Origin of the sequence: Streptomyces sp. NPDC059850, from assembly GCF_042731515.1 — a bacterium.
Lineage (GTDB): Bacteria > Actinomycetota > Actinomycetes > Streptomycetales > Streptomycetaceae > Streptomyces.
This window is the reverse complement of record NZ_JBHWJI010000052.1, coordinates 40,025-56,751: the sequence shown is the minus strand read 5'-3', so window position 1 is coordinate 56,751 and position 16,727 is coordinate 40,025. Positions and strand designations below refer to the sequence as shown.

The window sequence follows — 16,727 nt, the reverse complement described above, 5'->3', positions numbered from 1 at the left end:
TTACATCCGGCTTCGCGTATAGTCAACACACCGGTCGGTATAGTGCTCAGGGAGGCAGCGATGAGCCCGTCGGAACGCCCGTCGGAAACGAGCCCGTCGGAATCGCTCACCCCTGCGGGGCGTCGGGTGCTCGGCGTCGCCTCAGGGCTCTTCTACAGCGAGGGCATCCACGCCGTAGGGGTCGAGGCGATCGCCGCCGCGGCCGGTGTCACGAAGAAGACGCTCTACGCCTGCTTCGGCTCCAAGGACCGGCTCGTGGCCGCCTACCTGCGGGAGAGGGATCTCCGCTGGCGCGGCTGGCTGACCGAATGGGTCGACGGGCATGCCGAGTCGCCTCGGGACCGGCTGCTGGCCACCTTCGACGCCATGGGTGAGTGGATCGAGCGGGAGGACCCGCGCGGCTGCGGTTTCGTCAATGCCCTCGCCGAACTCCCCGCGGCCGAACATCCCGGGCACGCCATCGTCGTCGAGCAGAAGACGTGGCTTCTCGGCTACCTCACCGACCTGGCCACCGCGACGGGCGCCCCGGAGCCGCAGCACCTCGGCAGGACGCTGATGCTGCTCCACGAGGGAGTCGCCGTCTCCGCCGCCACCCGCTGCATACCGGAAGCCGCCCGCCAGGCCCGCCGCGCCGCCGCCGCGCTCGTCCCGGCTGCTGCTTAGCTTTCCTGGTTGCGTCAGACGTCCTCGTCCGCGAGGAGCGCGCTCGCGTCCACGATGCGGTACGCGTACCCCTGCTCGGCCAGGAACCGCTGGCGGTGGGCCGCGAAGTCCTGGTCGATGGTGTCGCGCGCGACCACCGAGTAGAAGACCGCCGGATGGCCGTCGGCCTTCGGGCGCAGCACCCGGCCGAGGCGCTGGGCCTCCTCCTGGCGGGAGCCGAAGGTGCCGGAGACCTGGATGGCGACGGTGGCCTCGGGGAGGTCGATGGAGAAGTTGGCGACCTTCGAGACGACGAGGACGGACAGCTCGCCCTCCCGGAAGGCGTTGAACAGCTTCTCGCGCTGCGCGTTCGTCGTCTCGCCCTTGATGACGGGCGCGTCCAGATGGTCGCCCAGTTCGTCGAGCTGGTCGATGTACTGGCCGATGACCAGCGTCTGCTGCCCCTTGTGCTTGGCCACCAGCGCCTCGGTGATCCGCTGCTTGGACGCGGTGGTGGCGCAGTAGCGGTACTTCTCCTCGGTCTCGGCGGTCGCGTACGCCAGCCGCTCGGTCTCGGTGAGGTTGACGCGGACCTCGACGCAGTCGGCGGGCGCGATGTAGCCCTGCGCCTCGATCTCCTTCCAGGGCGCGTCGAAGCGCTTGGGGCCGATGAGCGAGAAGACGTCGGACTCGCGGCCGTCCTCCCGTACGAGCGTGGCGGTCAGGCCGAGGCGGCGCCGCGCCTGGAGGTCGGCCGTGAACTTGAAGACCGGCGCGGGCAGCAGATGCACCTCGTCGTAGATGATCAGCCCCCAGTCGCGGGAGTCGAACAGCTCCAGATGCGGGTAGATGCCCTTCCGCTTGGTGGTGAGCACCTGGTACGTGGCGATGGTGACCGGGCGGATCTCCTTGCGCGTACCGCTGTACTCGCCGATCTCCTCCTCGGTGAGGGAGGTGCGGCGCACCAGCTCGTGCTTCCACTGGCGGGCCGAGACGGTGTTGGTGACCAGGATCAGCGTGGTCGACTTGGCGGTGGCCATCGCACCCGCCCCGACCAGCGTCTTTCCGGCGCCGCAGGGCAGGACGACGACGCCCGAGCCGCCGTGCCAGAACCCCTCGACGGCCTGTTGCTGGTACGGGCGCAGCGCCCAGCCGTCCTCGTGGAGGTCGATGGCGTGCGCCTCGCCGTCCACGTAACCGGCCAGGTCCTCGGCGGGCCAGCCCAGCTTGAGCAGCGTCTGCTTGATCTGACCGCGCTCGGAGGGGTGGACGACGACCGTGTCCGGGTCGATACGGGCCCCGACCAGCGGCTGGACCCGCTTCGATCGCAGGATCTCCTCCAGCACCGGGCGGTCGCTGGTCTCCAGGACCAGGCCGTGGGTGGGGTGCTTGAGGAGGCGCAGCCGCCCGTAGCGGGCCATCGTCTCGGCGACGTCGACGAGCAGGGCGTGCGGTACGGGGTAGCGGGAGTACTCCACGAGCGCGTTCACGACCTGCTCGGCGTCGTGCCCGGCAGCGCGGGCGTTCCACAGGCCGAGCGGGGTCAGCCGATAGGTGTGGATGTGCTCCGGCGCGCGCTCCAGCTCGGCGAACGGCGCGATGGCGCGGCGGCACGCTTGTGCCTGCTCGTGGTCGACCTCCAGCAGGAGCGTCTTGTCGCTCTGGACGATGAGCGGTCCGTTCACGCGCCTGAGTCCTTCCGTGTCGCCGGGGGCCACTGGTGCTGCCGGTGAACCGGCCGCCGGGGGCCAAAGCCCCAGTGTCCCTCATCGGCCGGGCCGGGCGGAGGGTCACAGGGATACTCCGCATGGCTAGGGGCAACCGCGTGCACAGGAGGGCCAGAACGACAGTGGGAGGTCGGTCCCTGTGGTCAGCGTCGCTTGGTGGGAGAGCTGGCGGAGTGCGACGGGTGTGAAGCCGAAGAGTGCGGCGAAGCCGAAGAGCGCGGCGCCGAAGGGGGCAGGGAAGGGCGGGGCGAAGAGTACGGCCAAGCCCAAGGCCATGGCTAAGCCCAAGGCCACGGCTAAGCCCAAGGCCACGGCTAAGCCCAAGCCCAAGGCCGTCCCGAAGGGCGGGGCCAAGGGCGGGGCGAAGAGCGTCCCCCGCAAGAAGGTGCCCAAGGCGCCCGCGGCGCCGTTGCAGCGTGATTCGTTCGGGTCCCGTGTGGCCCGCACGCTGGTGATGTTGCTGGCGTTCGTCTGCATGGTCGGGTTCGCGGCGGCGCTCGCCAAGGCCACGCTCGTGCCGTCGCCGGGGTCCAGCGACCTCGTGCACACCAATCTGCGGCCGGGCGATTCGCTGCGTGCCTACCTCGACCAGCCCGCCATCCGGGACACGGTGAAGCAGATCGGCGGCAACGTGCTGCTCGGCGCGCCCTTCGGCGTGCTGCTGCCGATGCTCGTGCCGAAGGCGCGGGGCGCGGTGCGGGTGGTGCTGGTGACGTCGCTGGTGATGGTGCTGGTCGAGATCGCTCAGGGCGCGATCGTCGAGGGCCGGGCCTTCGACATCGACGACGTCATCCTGAACACGTCGGGCGCGCTGCTCGGCTACTTCCTGATCGGCCGCCGCCTCGGTCACGCCCTCCACCCGCGCCGCCGCCACTGGTGGCAGCGGGGGCGCTCTGCCTAGCTTGGTTCGTCGGCCAGTTCCGCGACGCCCGTGATGCGGTGGAGGGGGTACGTACGGACCTCGTCGGCGGTGTGGTCGTACGCGGTGACGTAGCCGCCCTCGACCCGGACCGGGGCGATGACGCGCTGGCTGGCGGCGCCGTCCGCGTTGACGTAGCCGATCCAGACGGCGGAGCCGGTGAGGGCCGCGGCCTGCATGGTGGCGAGGGTGTCGGCGGAGGTGGTGCGGGGGAGGCGGCCGGACGTTTCTTCGGCAGCGGTGACCGGGGGCTTGTGGGGTGCGGTCGCGGCGAGGTCTCCGGCGCGGATGGCGCGTACCGCCGCGCCCAGCAGGGTGGTGTCGGGGACGGGCGGACCGTCCGGCACCGGGGCGGGGGCCGTGCGGGGCGGGGTGCGCTGGGCCTCGGCGCGGGTGACCAGGACGTCGCCCTCGGCGGATTCGGCGGCCGGTGCGTAGCCCATGGCGCGCAGGCCCTCCAGCAGCGCGTCCGGCGGCGCCTGGGCGGCCAGCACGGTGGGGGCGAGACGGCGCAGCCGCAGGCCTGCGGAGCGGCGGTCGGCGAGGATCTCGGCGAGCAGCGCCTCGTCGTCGCAGCGCAGATAGGCGGAGGCCGCGCCGATGCGGAGGTGGCCGTGCTTACGGGCGACGTCGTCGATCAGGTACGAGAGGGGCTGCGGCACCGGGGTGCGGGAGTGCGCGGCGAGGAAGGTGTGCAGGTCGTCGGCGGCCTGCCCGGCGTCGAGCGCGCGGCGTACGGAGGCGGGGGTGAACCGGTAGACGGTCGCGCCGCCCTTGGACTCGACCTCGGCGAGGATGCCGAGCGCGTCGGCGAGCGGCCGCTCCAGCGGGCCGGGCGCGACGGCGGTCAGGTCGGCCTGGAGGAGTACGTGGTCGAGGGGCTCGGGGAGGAGCGGGGCGAGCAGCCGGGCCGCCTGGGCGGCGAGTGCGGCGGCCTCGGCGGGGGTGGTGGCGGGTGCCCCGGGGGTGGCGTCGGCGGGTGGCTCCGCGCTGAGGGCCCCGGGCGCGGTGGCCCCGGCGGTGGGCGTGGCGGGCGGCCCGGTGGGCGCTTCGGCGGCCGGGCCCAGGAGCGCGCGGCCGTGGGCCGAGAGCGCGGCGCGGCCCGTGACGCCGAGCATCTCGGCCTCGCTGAGGGTCCAGCGGGCCAGCCGCGACCGTAGATCGTCCCGGGTGGTGGGGGAGGGGGCGGCCGGTTCTGCCGCTCCGGCGGCGCTCCAGCTCCCGGCGCTCCAGGTCCCGGCGCTCCAGGTCCCGGTGGCTCCCGTAACCCCGGCGCCCCTGGCGCCCGCAGAGCCCGCAGCAGTTCCCGTGGTGACGGAGGCCGTTCCGGCGGCCCCGGCGGCCCCGGCGGCCCAGGTCCCGGTGGCTCCCGTAACCCCGTCGGCTGCGGCACCCGATCCGGCGCGCCCCGCAGCTCCCGCGCCCCTGGCGCCCGCAGAGCCCGTTGCCCCCGTACCCCCGGCGGGCCTGGCCCCCGCCGGGCTCGCCGCGCCCACTGGGCCTCGGTGGGCCGGGCGTTCCCACCGCAGGCGGGTCAGCAGCGCGTCCGGGTCGGGGGCGGCGCCGGGCGGGAGGGCGGCGAGGAGTCCGAGGACCCGGCGGCGGACCTCGGGGGCCGGGGAACGGTCCAGGTCGGCGCCGAGGGCGGAGAGCGTACGGCCTCTGGCGTCACGGCCGCCGACCAGGCCCGGCGTACGGGTCGCGGCGAGCCAGGCGGTGGCGAGGGCGGCCCAGCGTTCCTCGGCGGGCAGCCGCAGCCAGTCGTCGTACGCGGGGGTGGGCGCGTACCGCTCGTCGGTCTCGCCGTCCGAGGCCAGCAGCCCGGCCGCGTACGCCAGCTCGATCCAGAAGGCGGCCACCGGCTCGGAGACGTCGAGCGCGACGGCGGTCCGCTTGAGTTCGCGCACGCTCAGCCCGCCCGCGCGCAGCACGGGCGGACCGGCGCTCTCCCATTCGCCGAGCAGCTCCTCGATGGTGGCCAGGGCGGTGAACGCCTGACCCGCCGCGGCTTTGTCCACAGCCTGTGGATCGTGCTGCGCGGCGGACGCCAGCGGCGGGGCCACCGGCTCGGGCGCGCGGTGGGCGCGGCCGCCGCGCAGATGCAGGGCGACCTCGCGGGGGAGGACGACGTTGCGCGGCCCGGACGGGAGCAGCAGCCCGCGATCCAGCAGCCAGGCGACGGGCGGCGTGGGGGAGGCGACGGACACCTCGCCGTACGGAGGGCCCCAGGTCAGCTTGGCGAGCACGGCGGCCGCGTCGTCGGGTGCCCCGGCGAGCAGGGCGGCCATCCGGTCGCGGTCGTTGAACAGCTCGGTCAACGCGGCGACGGCCGTCACCGGATCGTGGGTGGCCGCCAGCCCGGCCGCCGCGAGCAGCTCCTGCAACCGTCCCGGCGACATCCCCGCCGTGGCCTCGTGCACGGTGGGCCCGAGCCCGGTCGGCGACGGCGAGGCGGGCGAGGGCGCCAGCAGCTCCCGCGCGGTACGGACGAGCCGCAACCGGTCGTCCCCACCCCAGACCAGCGCCTGCGCCCGCAACGTGGCGACGGCCCGCGGCAGCTCGGCGGCGATGCGGTCGCGGAGCGCGGCGGCGGTGTCCTCGCGCTCCGGGGTGGGGTCGCCCGTCATCAGGGCGTGCAGGGTTTCGTACGGGCAGGGGTCCGGGGCTACGGCCAGGGCCTCGGCTGTCTGGAGGGCGAAGCGGTCGAGGCGTTCCACCGCTCGTACGACCGAGGCGCGGGTGCCCGCTCGGGTGGCGAGTTGGGTGAGGTCGCCCGGGACCGGGGACAGCAGGTCGGGGCGGGCGCGCAGCAGGGCGGCCAGCGCCTCGTCGGGGCGCGTGCGCAGCTCCTCGGCCAGGGTGCGGGGCGCCGCGCGGCCGCTGGCGTCTGGGCCGGTCCCTGCGGTCACGCATGCCTCCCGATTACGCGAGCTGCTCATTCGATCCACAGTACCCGGGGGGTGCCGGGCGTCGGGGGTGCGGCGGAATCCAGCCTCCGCACGGTACCGTCGGAGCCGTCTGGCAGGCCGACCGTGCGCATTCTCAGGGGTCTTGGTGGGGATCGAGAGCGAAAAGCTCGTCTACGACTATCTGAGCCGTGTCGGGGACCTGGCTCAGCAGCAGGGGCTGCCGTCCGGTGAACGGATGCGGCTGGTCTCCGGGCTGCGGGCCGATATCGATCACCGGCGGTCGACGGGCGGTTCGGACAGCGCGGCCGGGGTGAAGCGGATTCTGTCCAAGCTGGGCACGCCCGCCGAGGTGGTCGCCGCCGCGGGCGGGCGGCCGTCCGGCGGGGAGGGTGCCAGCGGTGCCCCGGGCGGGGACGGCGGCGAATCGGTCGGCGGAGGTACGCGTACCTCGGGCGCGGCGCGGGCCGCCCGCGACAAGCTGGCCGGGCTCGCCGAGCGCACCGGGCTCAGCAACAAGGTCCCCTCGCCGCGCGAGCCGAACCGCTCGGACGGTACGCAGGACACTCCTGTTTCCTTCGCCAAGCACACGCCCGTCACGCCCGTCACGCCCGACACCCCCGAAGCGCCCCCGGCCCCCCGCCGTTGGTCCGGGCCCCACCTGGCGGGCCAGGACGAGTTGGGCCCGCGCGAGTCCAACCCCGACTGGTGGCACGTGGAGCCGGGTCCGTTCGCCCAGCCCGAGCATCAGGACGGCCAGTTCGGCTTCGTCGAGGGCTTCGTCGGCGGCATCGAGCTGCCCGAACTGCTCGGCAACGGCAAGACGGTCGAGCAGGAGCAGCAGGAACAGCGGGAGAAGAGGGAGAAGGAGGAGGCCGAGAAGCGGGCGGCGGAGGAGGAGGCGGCCGAGGCGGAAGAGGCCGCCGAAGCGGAGAAGGGGAAGGGGAAGGGGCCTCGGCGGCGCGGACTGATGCGTCGCGCCCTGCTCGGCCCCGGCAAGTCCGCCGCCGCTGAGGGCGACACCGGCAAGGCGGCCCGGGCCGGTTGGGCGGCGGGGCTCAGCCCGGTGCTGCTGCTCGCGATCGTGCTGCTCATCGCGGGTGCCGTGATGGGCAACGTCGTCGTGCTCGCCTTCGGCTGGGTGCTCACGTACGCCACCGGCAAGCTGTCCCGCGCCGAGGCCAAGTGGGCGGTGATGGGCATGCCCGGCCTGGTGGCGGCCGGGGCGATGGTCTGGCTGTGGGGCCGGGCCAGCGGCAAGTGGGGCGACCGGATCCCGGAGGACGGGATGAAGGACGTGCTCACCGAGACGTGGCCGGTGGTCGTGCGCGGCGCGGCTGTCGCCACGGTGCTGTTCCTGGTGTGGCGGGCCCGCCGTAGAGGCTGAGCGGTCAGCCGGTCCGGCGGTCAGCCCGCCCGCGAGCCCGCGAGTCCGGCGGTCAGCCTGGTCACCCGGCCGCCAGCGCCTGCCTGCCAGCGCGGTCGTCAGCCTGGCCGCCTGGGGCTGTCAGCGCGGCCGTGAGCCCGTCAGCCTGGCCGTGAGTCCGCCCGCCCGGCCGTGAGCCCGGCCGTCCGGCCGTGAGCCCGGCCGTGAGCCCGCCTGCCTGCCAGCCCGGTCGCCAGCTTGGCCGCCTGGGGCTGTCAGCGCGTCCGTGAGCCCGCCCGCCCGGCCGTGAGCCCGGCCGTCCGGCCGCCAGCCCGGTGGCCAGCCCGTGAGTCCGGCGGTCGGCCTGGCTGTGAGCCCGCCCGCCCGGCCGTGAGCCCGGCCGTCCGGCCGCCAGCCCGGCTGTGAGCCCGCCCGCCCGGTCGTGAGCCCGCCCGGCCGCGAGCCCGGCCTCCCAGCTCGCCCGCCCGGCCGCGAGCCCGGCCGTCAGCCTGTGAGACCGTCCGCGAGACCGCCAGACCGCCCGCCCTGCCGTCAGCCGTGTTCCGCCTTGGTCGGCGCGTCCGCCACGGCGTCATCCGCCGCCCGCCATGGTGCGCCCGGGACGACCAGGGGGCTGCCCGTCACCGGGTCCGGTACGACGACCGACTCCAGCCCGAACACCTCCCGCACCAGCTCCGCCGTGACCACCTCCGACGGGCGCCCGCGCGCGACGACGCGCCCCGCCTTCATCGCGATCAGGTGGTCCGCGTACCGCGCCGCCTGGTTGAGGTCGTGCAGTACGGCCACCACCGTGCGGCCACGCTCGTGGTTGAGCTGGCGGACCAGGTCCAGCACCTCCACCTGGTGGGAGATGTCCAGGTACGTCGTCGGCTCGTCCAGCAGCAGCAGACCCGTCTCCTGCGCGAGCGCCATCGCGATCCAGACGCGCTGCCGCTGGCCGCCGGACAGCTCGTCCACCAGCCGGTCGGCGAGCGCCGCCACGTCCGTACGCTCCATCGCGTCGCCGACCGCGCGCTCGTCCTCGTCCGACCACTGCTGCCACCAGTGCTGATGCGGCTGGCGGCCGCGTGAGACGAGGTCGGCGACGGTGATCGCGTCGGGTGCGACCGGGGTCTGCGGGAGGAGCCCCACGGACTGGGCGATCTTCTTGGTGGGGATGCGGGCGAGGTCCGTCCCGTCGAGGAGCACGGCGCCGCCGCGCGGCTTGAGGAGGCGGCCGAGGGCGCGCAGCAGGGTGGACTTGCCGCAGGCGTTGGGGCCGACGATGACCGTGACCTCGCCGTCGGGTATCACCAGGTCGAGGCCGTCCACGACGGTCCGGTCCTCGTAGGCGAGGGTCAGTTCGCGGGCGGCGAGCCTGCCGGACGCGAAGGGTGTTGCGGTCATGCCGTGGTGCCTCCGTTGCGGCCGCTGCGGCGCCGTCCGCCGGACGTCAGCAGCAGGTAGATCAGATACGGGGCGCCGACCGCGGCGGTCAGCACCCCCACCGGCAGTTCGGTCGGCGCGAACGCCTTGCGCGCCAGCAGATCGGCGGCGACGACGATGAACGCGCCGGTCAGCGCCGAGCAGAGCAGCGGGATCTGCGCGGTACGGGTCATCCGGCGGGCGATCTGCGGGGCGAGCAGCGCCACGAAGTCGACCGGGCCCGCCGCGCCCGTCGCCATCGCGGCGAGGACGATGCCGAGGGTGGCGAGCCCGAGCCGGACCCGCCCGAGCCGTACGCCCAGCGCGGTCGCCGTGTCGTCGTCCATCGAGACGGTGCGCTGCGCACGCGCCGCCCACAGGACGGCGGGCAGCAGGAACAGCAGCGCCCAGCCCAGCGGGGTGGCCACGTCCCAGCCGCGCCCGTTGAGGGAACCGGTCATCCACACCTTGGCCTGCTGCGCGACGAGATAGTCGCCCTTGGTGAGGAACAGCTGCGTGATGGAGCGGAGCGCGACGGCGACGCCGATGCCGATGAGGACGAAGCGGGTGGCCTGGAGGCCGCCGCGCCAGGCGAAGACGTAGACGAGGGCGGCGGCGGCCAGGCCGCCCGCGACGGAGACGTACGGCAGCACGCCGAAGGCGGTCACCCCGTACGTCATCGCCCCGACCGTGACCGCGCTCGCGCCCTGCGTGACGCCGATGATGTCGGGGCTGGCGAGCGGGTTGCGGGCCACGGTCTGGATGAGCGCGCCCGCGATGCCGAAGGCCGCGCCGACCAGCAGGCCGAGGGTCATACGGGGGAGGCGGAGGGTGCCGACGACGAGGTCGTTCGGGGTGGGCTGGCCGATGCCGTACTGGGTGTGCAGGACGGCCCGCACGGCGTCGCCGGGGGCGATGAAGCTCTCGCCGAGGCACAGGTACGCGACGCATACGGCCGCCGTGGCGGCGGCCAGCGCGAGCGCGACGACGGCCGCGCGGCGGTGCAGCAGGAACGAGGCGCGGGGGCCGGTGCGGAGGAGGCCGTAGCCGGGGGGACGGGTGCTGGTGCTCTCAGCCGCGCTCATGCCGTCACCGTCCTGCGCCGCACCAGCGTGACCAGGAACGGGACGCCGATCAGGGCCGTCATCACACCCGCCGGGACCTCGCTGGGCGGGAAGACGAGCCGCCCCACCACGTCCGATATCAGCAGCATCACCGGGCCGATCAGGGCCGCCATCGGCAGCACCCAGCGGTGGTCCGTCCCCACCATCGCGCGCGCGATGTGCGGTACGGCGAGGCCGACGAAGGCGATCGGGCCCGCGGCGGCGACGCCGACGCCGGTGAGGACCGTCGCGCCGAGGGCCGCGAGGACGCGGACGACCGCGATGTTCTGGCCGAGCCCCTTCGCCACGTCCTCGCCGAGCGCGAGCGCGTCCAGGCCGCGGGCGACCGAGGCCACCAGCACCGTGCCCACCAGCAGGAACGGCCAGATCTGGCCGAGAATGTCGGCGTCGCGCCCGGCGAGGGAGCCGATCTGCCAGAACCGGAACTCGTCCAGCGCTGCCGCCTTCGTCGTCAGCACGCCCGAGGTGACGGACACCAGCAAGGCATTCACGGCGGCCCCGGCCAGCGCGAGCTTGACCGGGCTCGCGCCGCCCCGCCCGCCCGCGGCGATGGCGTAGACGGCGACGGAGGCGAGGCCCGCGCCCGCGAAGGCGAACCACACGTACCCGGAGAGCGTGTGCACCCCCGCGAAGGCGATCGCCAGCACGACCCCCACCGACGCGCCCTGGCTGGTGCCGAGCACGCCGGGGTCGGCGATCGGGTTGCGGGTGACGCCCTGCATCACGGTGCCCGCCATGGCGAGGGCGGCGCCGACCATCAGGCCGACGACGGTACGGGGCAGCCGCAGCGACCGGACGATGTCGGCGGCGTCGCTCGTACCCCCGTGCAGCAGCGCGTCCACGACCTGGCTCGGCGCGATCGGGCGGCTGCCGAGCGCGAGGCTGAGCAGCACCGCGAAGAGGAGGGCGACGACGGCCGCGGCAGTCCAGCCGACGCGGCGCCGGACCAACGCGGCTCGGGGACTTCGGCTGCTGGCCCGGTCGGCAGACATCGGTTCCGTTCGGTCCGTTCGTTCGCTAGTTCGTTCGTTCGGTTCTCACGCGTGAGATCGGCGCAGGTAAGGCGACGCTTAGTGTATGCAAGGGGCAGGCACAATGACGGGCATGGCTGTATCGAGCACTCCCGCCCCGACCGCCCTGACCGTCGGCTTCGACCTCGACATGACGCTCATCGACTCGCGCCCCGGCATCAAGGCCGCCTACGAGGAACTGTCCGCCCGGACCGGGACCTACATCGACGCCGACCTCACGATCACCCGGCTCGGCCCGCCGCTGGAACAGGAGCTGGCGCACTGGTTCCCGGACGAGCGGATCGAGGAGATGGGCGAGCTGTACCGGTCGCTCTACCCGGACTTCGCGATCGCCCCGACCCTCGCCATGCGCGGCGCCCGCGAGGCGATAGCGGCGGTGCAGGAGGCGGGCGGGCGCGCCATCGTCGTCACGGCGAAGCACGAGCCGAACGCCAAGCTGCACCTGACCCACCTGGGCATCGAGGCGGACGCGGTCGTCGGCTGGCTGTGGGCGGAGGCCAAGGCGGAGGCGCTGCGCGAGTACGGGGCGTCGGTGTACGTCGGGGACCACACCGGTGACGTACGGGGCGCGCGGACGGCGGAGGCGCTGTCGGTGGCGGTCGCCACGGGGCCGTGCGCCGCGGCGGAACTGCGCGCGGCGGGGGCGGACGTCGTGCTCGACGACCTGACCGCGTTCCCGGCGTGGCTGGCGGGCCACACCGCGAAGTAGTACCTCTGACTACTGCTGGGCCGCGCGGTTGACCCGTGCGGACTCCCGCCGCTGCGCCGCGATCGACTTCAGCATCCCGGCCGCCGCGAGGGCGAAGCCGACGCCCATCAGCATGCAGACGAAGTACGCCACCGACGGCAGCGGATCGGCGCCCAGGAACAGGGGCGCGACGGTCGCGAGGGTGGCGATCGCGCCGATGGCGAAGACGATCACGCCGATGCGGACGAGCCGGTCGCCGGGGGCATTGTCGGTGGTTCCGGGGCGCGGGGTTTCGTTGCTCACCGCACCAGGGTAGATCGGTGCCAGAGCGCGCATACCAACTACCCGGAACCACCCGGGTACGTCTTGTCACCAGGCTCGGGACCATTAGCCTTGGTGGTGGCGGGTCTTACGACCCGCTGTAGTGCTATCCAGAGCTGTTTTCCGTGTTTTCCGACGAGCGACGAGGACGAGGACAGACGTGCCTACCGGCAAGGTCAAGTGGTTCAACAGTGAGAAGGGCTTTGGCTTTCTCTCCCGCGATGACGGCGGCGACGTCTTCGTGCACTCGTCGGTGCTTCCGGAAGGCGTGGAAGCGCTGAAGCCGGGGCAGCGCGTTGAATTCGGTGTTGTCGCGGGAAACCGCGGTGACCAGGCGCTTTCGGTAACGCTTCTCGATCCGACACCGTCCGTCGCGGCCGCCCAGCGGCGCAAGCCGGATGAGCTGGCGTCGATCGTCCAGGATTTGACCACGCTGCTGGAGAACGTGACGCAGCAACTGGAGCGCGGCCGTTATCCCGACAAGACACACGGCCACAAGATCGCGGGGATGCTGCGGGCGGTGGCGGACCAGCTCGACGTATGAGGCGTATGAGCCGTAAGCGTCACCGCATCCGCTGAGCGACGTAAAAACGAACGTAGAAGCGAACGCGGCGGCGAGCGTAGCGGCGAACGGAATTACGCGAATTCCAGCGCGTCCGGGCCGAGGGGCGGTACGAGTCCCTCGGCCGCCGCGCGGGTGAGCAGTCCGCGCACCGCCGCGTAGCCGTCCTCGCCGAGGTCCGCGGTGAACTCGTTCACGTACAGCCCGATGTGCTGGTCCGCGACGGCCGGGTCCATCTCCTGGGCGTGCTCCAGGACATACGGACGCGACGCCTCCGGGTCGTCCCAGGCCATCCGGACCGAGGTACGGATCGTCTCGGCCAGCTCCCGCAGCCGCTCCGCGCCCAGCGAGCGCTTGGCGATGATCGCGCCGAGCGGGATGGGCAGCCCGGTGGTCAGCTCCCAGTGCTCGCCCATGTCGGCGAGGCGGTGCAGACCGTAGTTCTGATAGGTGAACCGGGCTTCGTGGATGACGAGTCCGGCGTCGACCAGACCGTCCCGTACCGCGGGCATGATCTCGTGGAACGGCAGCACCCGGATCTCCCCGACCCCGCCCGGCACCTCGGCGGCGGCCCACAGCCGGAAGAGCAGATACGCGGTCGAGCGCTCGCTCGGCACGGCGACCGTCTTCCCCGCGAGGTCCTTCGCCGCACCCGGTTCCCGGGTGAGCACCAGCGGACCGCAGCCGCGCCCGAGCGCGCCGCCGCACGGCAGCAGCGCGTACTCGTCCAGCACCCAGGGGAGCACCGCGTACGACACCTTCAGCAGGTCGGACTCGCCGCGCTCGGCCATCCCGTTGGTGATGTCGATGTCGGCGAACGTGACGTCCGGCGAGGGCGCGCCCGGGACGCGGCCGTGGGCCCAGGCGTCGAAGACGAACGTGTCGTTCGGGCAGGGCGAGTAGGCGATCGAGAGCGGTTGTGCTGCCGACTGGGGGGTCACTGCTGGGTTCCTTCCACGTGCGACGGGGTGCGGAGGGCGGTGGCGAGCGCGGGTACGGCACGCGTGAACGTCTCCGCCAGGGCGTCGAGCGCGTCGCCGATGCGCCAGGCCGCCCGGTCGCGCGGGCCGACCGCGTTGGAGACGGCCCGTACCTCCAGTACGGGGACGGACTGGGCGGCGGCCGCCTCGGCCACCCCGAAGCCCTCCATCGCCTCGGCGGCGGCGAGCGGATGGCGCCGCAGCAGCGCGGCGGCGCGCTCGGCGGTGCCGGTCACGGTCGAGACGGTGAGCACGGTGCCGCGTACGGCTCCGGCCCCGGCCCCGGTCGCTGTGGCGACGGCGGCGACGAGCGCGGGCGGTGGCCGGTGTTCGACGGCCCCGAAGCCCAGGTCGGTGACGGCGGCGAAGCCGTCGGGGGTCTCGGCCCCCAGGTCGGCGGCGACGATGGCGTCGGCGACCACGACCGAGCCCAGCGGGGCGTGGGGCGCGAAGCCGCCGCCGATACCGGCCGATACGGCGAGGTCGTACGGCGTCCCCTGGACGGCCGCGACGGTCAGCGCGGTGGCGGTCCCCGCCGCCGAGGCGGCCGGGCCGACCCCGGCGGCCAGCACGTCGACGGTGAGCGGCGGCCCGCCGGGGCCGCCCGCCCGCAGCCGGTGCAGCACCCCGCCGGGCACGGGTGCTTCAGCCGCTTCGGCCGCTTCAGCCGCCTGGTCCGCCGCACCGCATCCGCGCACCACGGCGTCCCGTTCGGCGGGGACGGCGGTGACGATCAGTACGCGCATCAGCGCCTCCCGGCTGTCGTGCCGATGCCGCGGAGACCTCAGCTGTCCCGTTCGAGCTTGAAGCGCCAGATGCCCTTCACGCTCTGGCTGCCGCCGCCGAGCTGGGCGACCGTGATGGTCACGCTCTTCGACATGGTGGTCTGCCCGGTCTGCGGGTTCTGCTGCGCGAAGAGCTGGTCGCTGTCGAAGCTGCGGTACGTCTCCTTGCTCGCCTCGGCCATGACCGGGCTGTTGGCGATCAGACCCCAGCTGGATTCGGCGATCTCCGGGTCCACCCCGAGCCGCACCTTGTCCCCGGCGCCCACCTTGACGGTGTGGGCGGGCTTGGCGGTCAGGCACTTCTTGAACGTGGCCTGAGAGAGGTTCTCGCCGTCGCCGAAGCAGCCCTTGCTGGCCTCCGCCGTCACGGTGCTGGAACCGACCGTCACCGTCGCCAGCGGCGTCGGCTTGTCGCAGGCGGAGAGGGCGATGAGCCCGAGGGCAACGGCGCAGGCGGCGGTGGTGGCCCGGCGGCCCTTGCCCCTGGAAAACAGCGCAGCGGTCATGCGGGCAGGTTATCGGGCCCGCCCGGCCGCGCGGCGCCGGGGTGGCGGATCGGCGGCGTAGGCCCACCCCGCCCCGGGGCGTCATGCCACCCGGGGGTGCGCGGTGGTGTGCCGGGCGGCGGACAGCAGTCCCCGGACGCTCAGAGCGACGCCCAGGGCGATCATCGTCGCGGCCGCCGCCATGCCCACCACCCCGCTCAGCGGCAGCGAGATGCCCACCGCGCCCCCGGCCACCCACGCCATCTGCAGGGTGGTCTCGGAGCGGGAGAACGCCGACGTACGGACCTCCTCGGGGACGTCCCGCTGGATCAGCGCGTCCAGCGACAGCTTGCCCAGCGCCATCGAGACGCCCGCGGTGGCGGCCACCGCGGTGACCGTCACCACGCCGTACAGCACGGCCGAGAAGATGATCACGAGGAGGGCCGAGGTCAGCACCACCGCGATGATCCGCTCGGGGCCGCGCTCCCGCAGCCAGGCGCCGATCACCGTGCCCAGCGCGTTGCCGCCGCCCGCCGCGACGACGACCAGGCCGAGCGAGAACTCGGGGGACAGCCCGCCCACCGGATGCTCGCGGAGCAGGAAGGCGAGGAAGAGGGTGAGGAATCCGGACAGCGCCTTGAGCGAGGCGCAGGCCTGGAGGGCGTGCAGGACGGACGGGCCGACGGTCCGGAGCCCCGGCTTCCGGGCGCCGCGCCCGCCGAACGCCCCGCTGAACCACCGGCTGAACCGCCCCCTGTCCTCACCTGGATTCGGGTTCGGGTTCGGGGCGGCGACCGTCACCACGCCGGGCACCGGTTTCGGCCGCGCCGCCCGGTGCCCGCCCGCCCGGTGCCCGCCCCCTCGGTGTCCGAAGTGGTGGTGCTCGCCCGAGGTCAGCCGCGCCTTGGCCTCGCCCTTCGACGAATCCACCTTGTGCGGCAGCGTGAACGACAGGAACGCCCCGCCCATGAAGACCACGAACGCCCCGTACAGCGGCCAGCCCGGCCCCAGCTGATGCAGCCCGGCGCCCACCGGGGCCGCCACGCCGGTCGCCAGCAGCCCGGCCAGGGTCACCCGGGAGTTCGCCTTGACCAGCGAGAAGCGGGGTGGCAGCAGTCGCGGTACGACGGCCGATCTGACGACCCCGTACGCCTTGGACGCCACCAGCACGCCCAGCGCCGCCGGATACAGTTCCAGGTCGCCGTCCGCCACCGCGCCCGCCATGGTCAGCGCCAGCAGCGCGCGGGTCAGCATCGAGCCCGCCATCGCCGCGCGGCGGCCGTGCGGGACGCGGTCCAGCAGCGGGCCGACCACGGGCGCGAGGACGGCGAACGGGGCGAGGGTGATCGCCAGGTAGAGGGCGACCCGGCCGCGTGCCTCGTCCGTCGGGACGGAGAAGAAGACCGTCGAGGCGAGGGCGACCGTGATCATCATGTCACCGGCCGAGTTGACCGCGTGCAGCTCGATCAGCTTGCCGAGCCCGGACTCGCCCGCGCCGTGCGCGTGCGTCGCCCGCCGGATGCCGCGGCCGGTCGCGGTGAACGGCAAGTGGAGCGCGCGGCCGAGCAGGCGGCCCGATCGTCTGATCGGACCGCCATCGTGGAACCGCGTTCCTGCCACCCGACCATGGTGCCGCCAAGCTGCCCGCAACGTGAGACCTACGACGGCTTTCCGGCCAAGGCGTCCTCTTCTCTCACCCGCGCATCCCCCTTCTGGCCAGCGAAAACGACCTTCAGGCGGGTGTTTCCACGAACGCCGGACATGAG

Annotated in this window: 15 protein-coding genes; 5 read left to right on the top strand and 10 right to left on the bottom strand. The window is 73.7% G+C overall.

Annotated features, from left to right (window positions below; genetic code table 11):
- Positions 1 to 60 precede the first annotated feature (60 nt).
- The gene (locus ACFV9T_RS32745) at positions 61 to 663 is read left to right on the top strand and encodes a TetR/AcrR family transcriptional regulator (protein ID WP_385446122.1); all 603 of its coding nucleotides are present in this window, start codon (positions 61 to 63) and stop codon (positions 661 to 663) included.
- A gap of 14 nt (positions 664 to 677) precedes the next feature.
- Here the strand turns inward: ACFV9T_RS32745 and ACFV9T_RS32740 are convergent, their stop codons facing one another.
- Positions 678 to 2,327, bottom strand: coding sequence for a DNA repair helicase XPB (locus ACFV9T_RS32740; RefSeq protein WP_385446121.1), 1,650 nt, complete (start codon positions 2,325 to 2,327; stop codon positions 678 to 680).
- A gap of 316 nt (positions 2,328 to 2,643) precedes the next feature.
- Between ACFV9T_RS32740 and ACFV9T_RS32735 the strand changes: the two genes are divergently transcribed.
- The gene (locus ACFV9T_RS32735) at positions 2,644 to 3,270 is read left to right on the top strand and encodes a VanZ family protein (protein ID WP_385446120.1); all 627 of its coding nucleotides are present in this window, start codon (positions 2,644 to 2,646) and stop codon (positions 3,268 to 3,270) included.
- On the opposite strand, the gene ACFV9T_RS32730 is transcribed toward ACFV9T_RS32735, so the two are convergent.
- Positions 3,267 to 6,227: a helicase C-terminal domain-containing protein gene (locus ACFV9T_RS32730; RefSeq protein ID WP_385446119.1), complete on the bottom strand. Its 2,961-nt coding sequence runs from the start codon at positions 6,225 to 6,227 to the stop codon at positions 3,267 to 3,269. The two genes, ACFV9T_RS32735 and ACFV9T_RS32730, sit on opposite strands and share 4 nt — an antisense overlap.
- A 115-nt stretch (positions 6,228 to 6,342) precedes the next feature.
- Between ACFV9T_RS32730 and ACFV9T_RS32725 the strand changes: the two genes are divergently transcribed.
- Positions 6,343 to 7,581, top strand: a complete 1,239-nt coding sequence (locus ACFV9T_RS32725; RefSeq protein ID WP_385446118.1) for a hypothetical protein — start codon at positions 6,343 to 6,345, stop codon at positions 7,579 to 7,581.
- Positions 7,582 to 8,112: 531 nt separating this feature from the next.
- Here ACFV9T_RS32725 and ACFV9T_RS32720 read toward each other — a convergent pair.
- From ACFV9T_RS32720 to ACFV9T_RS32710, 3 genes are read right to left on the bottom strand one after another with little or no spacing between them, the layout of a single operon-like run.
- Positions 8,113 to 8,967, bottom strand: coding sequence for an ABC transporter ATP-binding protein (locus ACFV9T_RS32720; RefSeq protein ID WP_385446117.1), 855 nt, complete (start codon positions 8,965 to 8,967; stop codon positions 8,113 to 8,115).
- On the bottom strand, positions 8,964 to 10,070 hold the full coding sequence (locus tag ACFV9T_RS32715; RefSeq protein WP_385446116.1) for a FecCD family ABC transporter permease: 1,107 nt from the start codon (positions 10,068 to 10,070) through the stop codon (positions 8,964 to 8,966). Before ACFV9T_RS32715 ends, ACFV9T_RS32720 begins: the two co-directional genes overlap by 4 nt.
- Complete coding sequence (locus ACFV9T_RS32710) at positions 10,067 to 11,101, bottom strand: FecCD family ABC transporter permease (RefSeq protein WP_385446115.1); 1,035 nt, start codon at positions 11,099 to 11,101, stop codon at positions 10,067 to 10,069. Before ACFV9T_RS32710 ends, ACFV9T_RS32715 begins: the two co-directional genes overlap by 4 nt.
- A gap of 103 nt (positions 11,102 to 11,204) precedes the next feature.
- On the opposite strand from ACFV9T_RS32710, the gene ACFV9T_RS32705 reads away from it, so the two are divergent.
- Entirely contained in the window at positions 11,205 to 11,849 is a 645-nt protein-coding gene (locus ACFV9T_RS32705; RefSeq protein ID WP_385446114.1) for an HAD family hydrolase, read from the top strand.
- A 9-nt stretch (positions 11,850 to 11,858) separates the two neighbouring features.
- Here ACFV9T_RS32705 and ACFV9T_RS32700 read toward each other — a convergent pair whose 3' ends face one another.
- The gene (locus ACFV9T_RS32700; protein ID WP_385446113.1) at positions 11,859 to 12,131 is read right to left on the bottom strand and encodes a hypothetical protein; all 273 of its coding nucleotides are present in this window, start codon (positions 12,129 to 12,131) and stop codon (positions 11,859 to 11,861) included.
- Between the two features lie 178 nt (positions 12,132 to 12,309).
- Here ACFV9T_RS32700 and ACFV9T_RS32695 point away from each other — a divergent pair, with 178 nt between their 5' ends.
- The gene (locus ACFV9T_RS32695) at positions 12,310 to 12,693 is read left to right on the top strand and encodes a cold-shock protein (RefSeq protein ID WP_385446112.1); all 384 of its coding nucleotides are present in this window, start codon (positions 12,310 to 12,312) and stop codon (positions 12,691 to 12,693) included.
- A gap of 92 nt (positions 12,694 to 12,785) precedes the next feature.
- On the opposite strand, the gene ACFV9T_RS32690 is transcribed toward ACFV9T_RS32695, so the two are convergent.
- From ACFV9T_RS32690 to ACFV9T_RS32675, 4 genes are all read right to left on the bottom strand, one after another.
- Complete coding sequence (locus ACFV9T_RS32690; protein ID WP_385446111.1) at positions 12,786 to 13,652, bottom strand: 1,4-dihydroxy-6-naphthoate synthase; 867 nt, start codon at positions 13,650 to 13,652, stop codon at positions 12,786 to 12,788.
- Positions 13,649 to 14,437: a futalosine hydrolase gene (locus tag ACFV9T_RS32685; protein WP_385446110.1), complete on the bottom strand. Its 789-nt coding sequence runs from the start codon at positions 14,435 to 14,437 to the stop codon at positions 13,649 to 13,651. The genes ACFV9T_RS32690 and ACFV9T_RS32685 overlap by 4 nt, the downstream gene beginning before the upstream one ends.
- Positions 14,438 to 14,475: 38 nt before the next feature.
- Positions 14,476 to 14,982 (bottom strand): hypothetical protein, encoded by a 507-nt coding sequence (locus ACFV9T_RS32680; protein WP_385446109.1) that lies wholly within the window; start codon positions 14,980 to 14,982, stop codon positions 14,476 to 14,478.
- An 81-nt stretch (positions 14,983 to 15,063) separates the two neighbouring features.
- Entirely contained in the window at positions 15,064 to 16,581 is a 1,518-nt protein-coding gene (locus tag ACFV9T_RS32675; protein WP_385446108.1) for an MFS transporter, read from the bottom strand.
- Positions 16,582 to 16,727 lie beyond the last annotated feature (146 nt).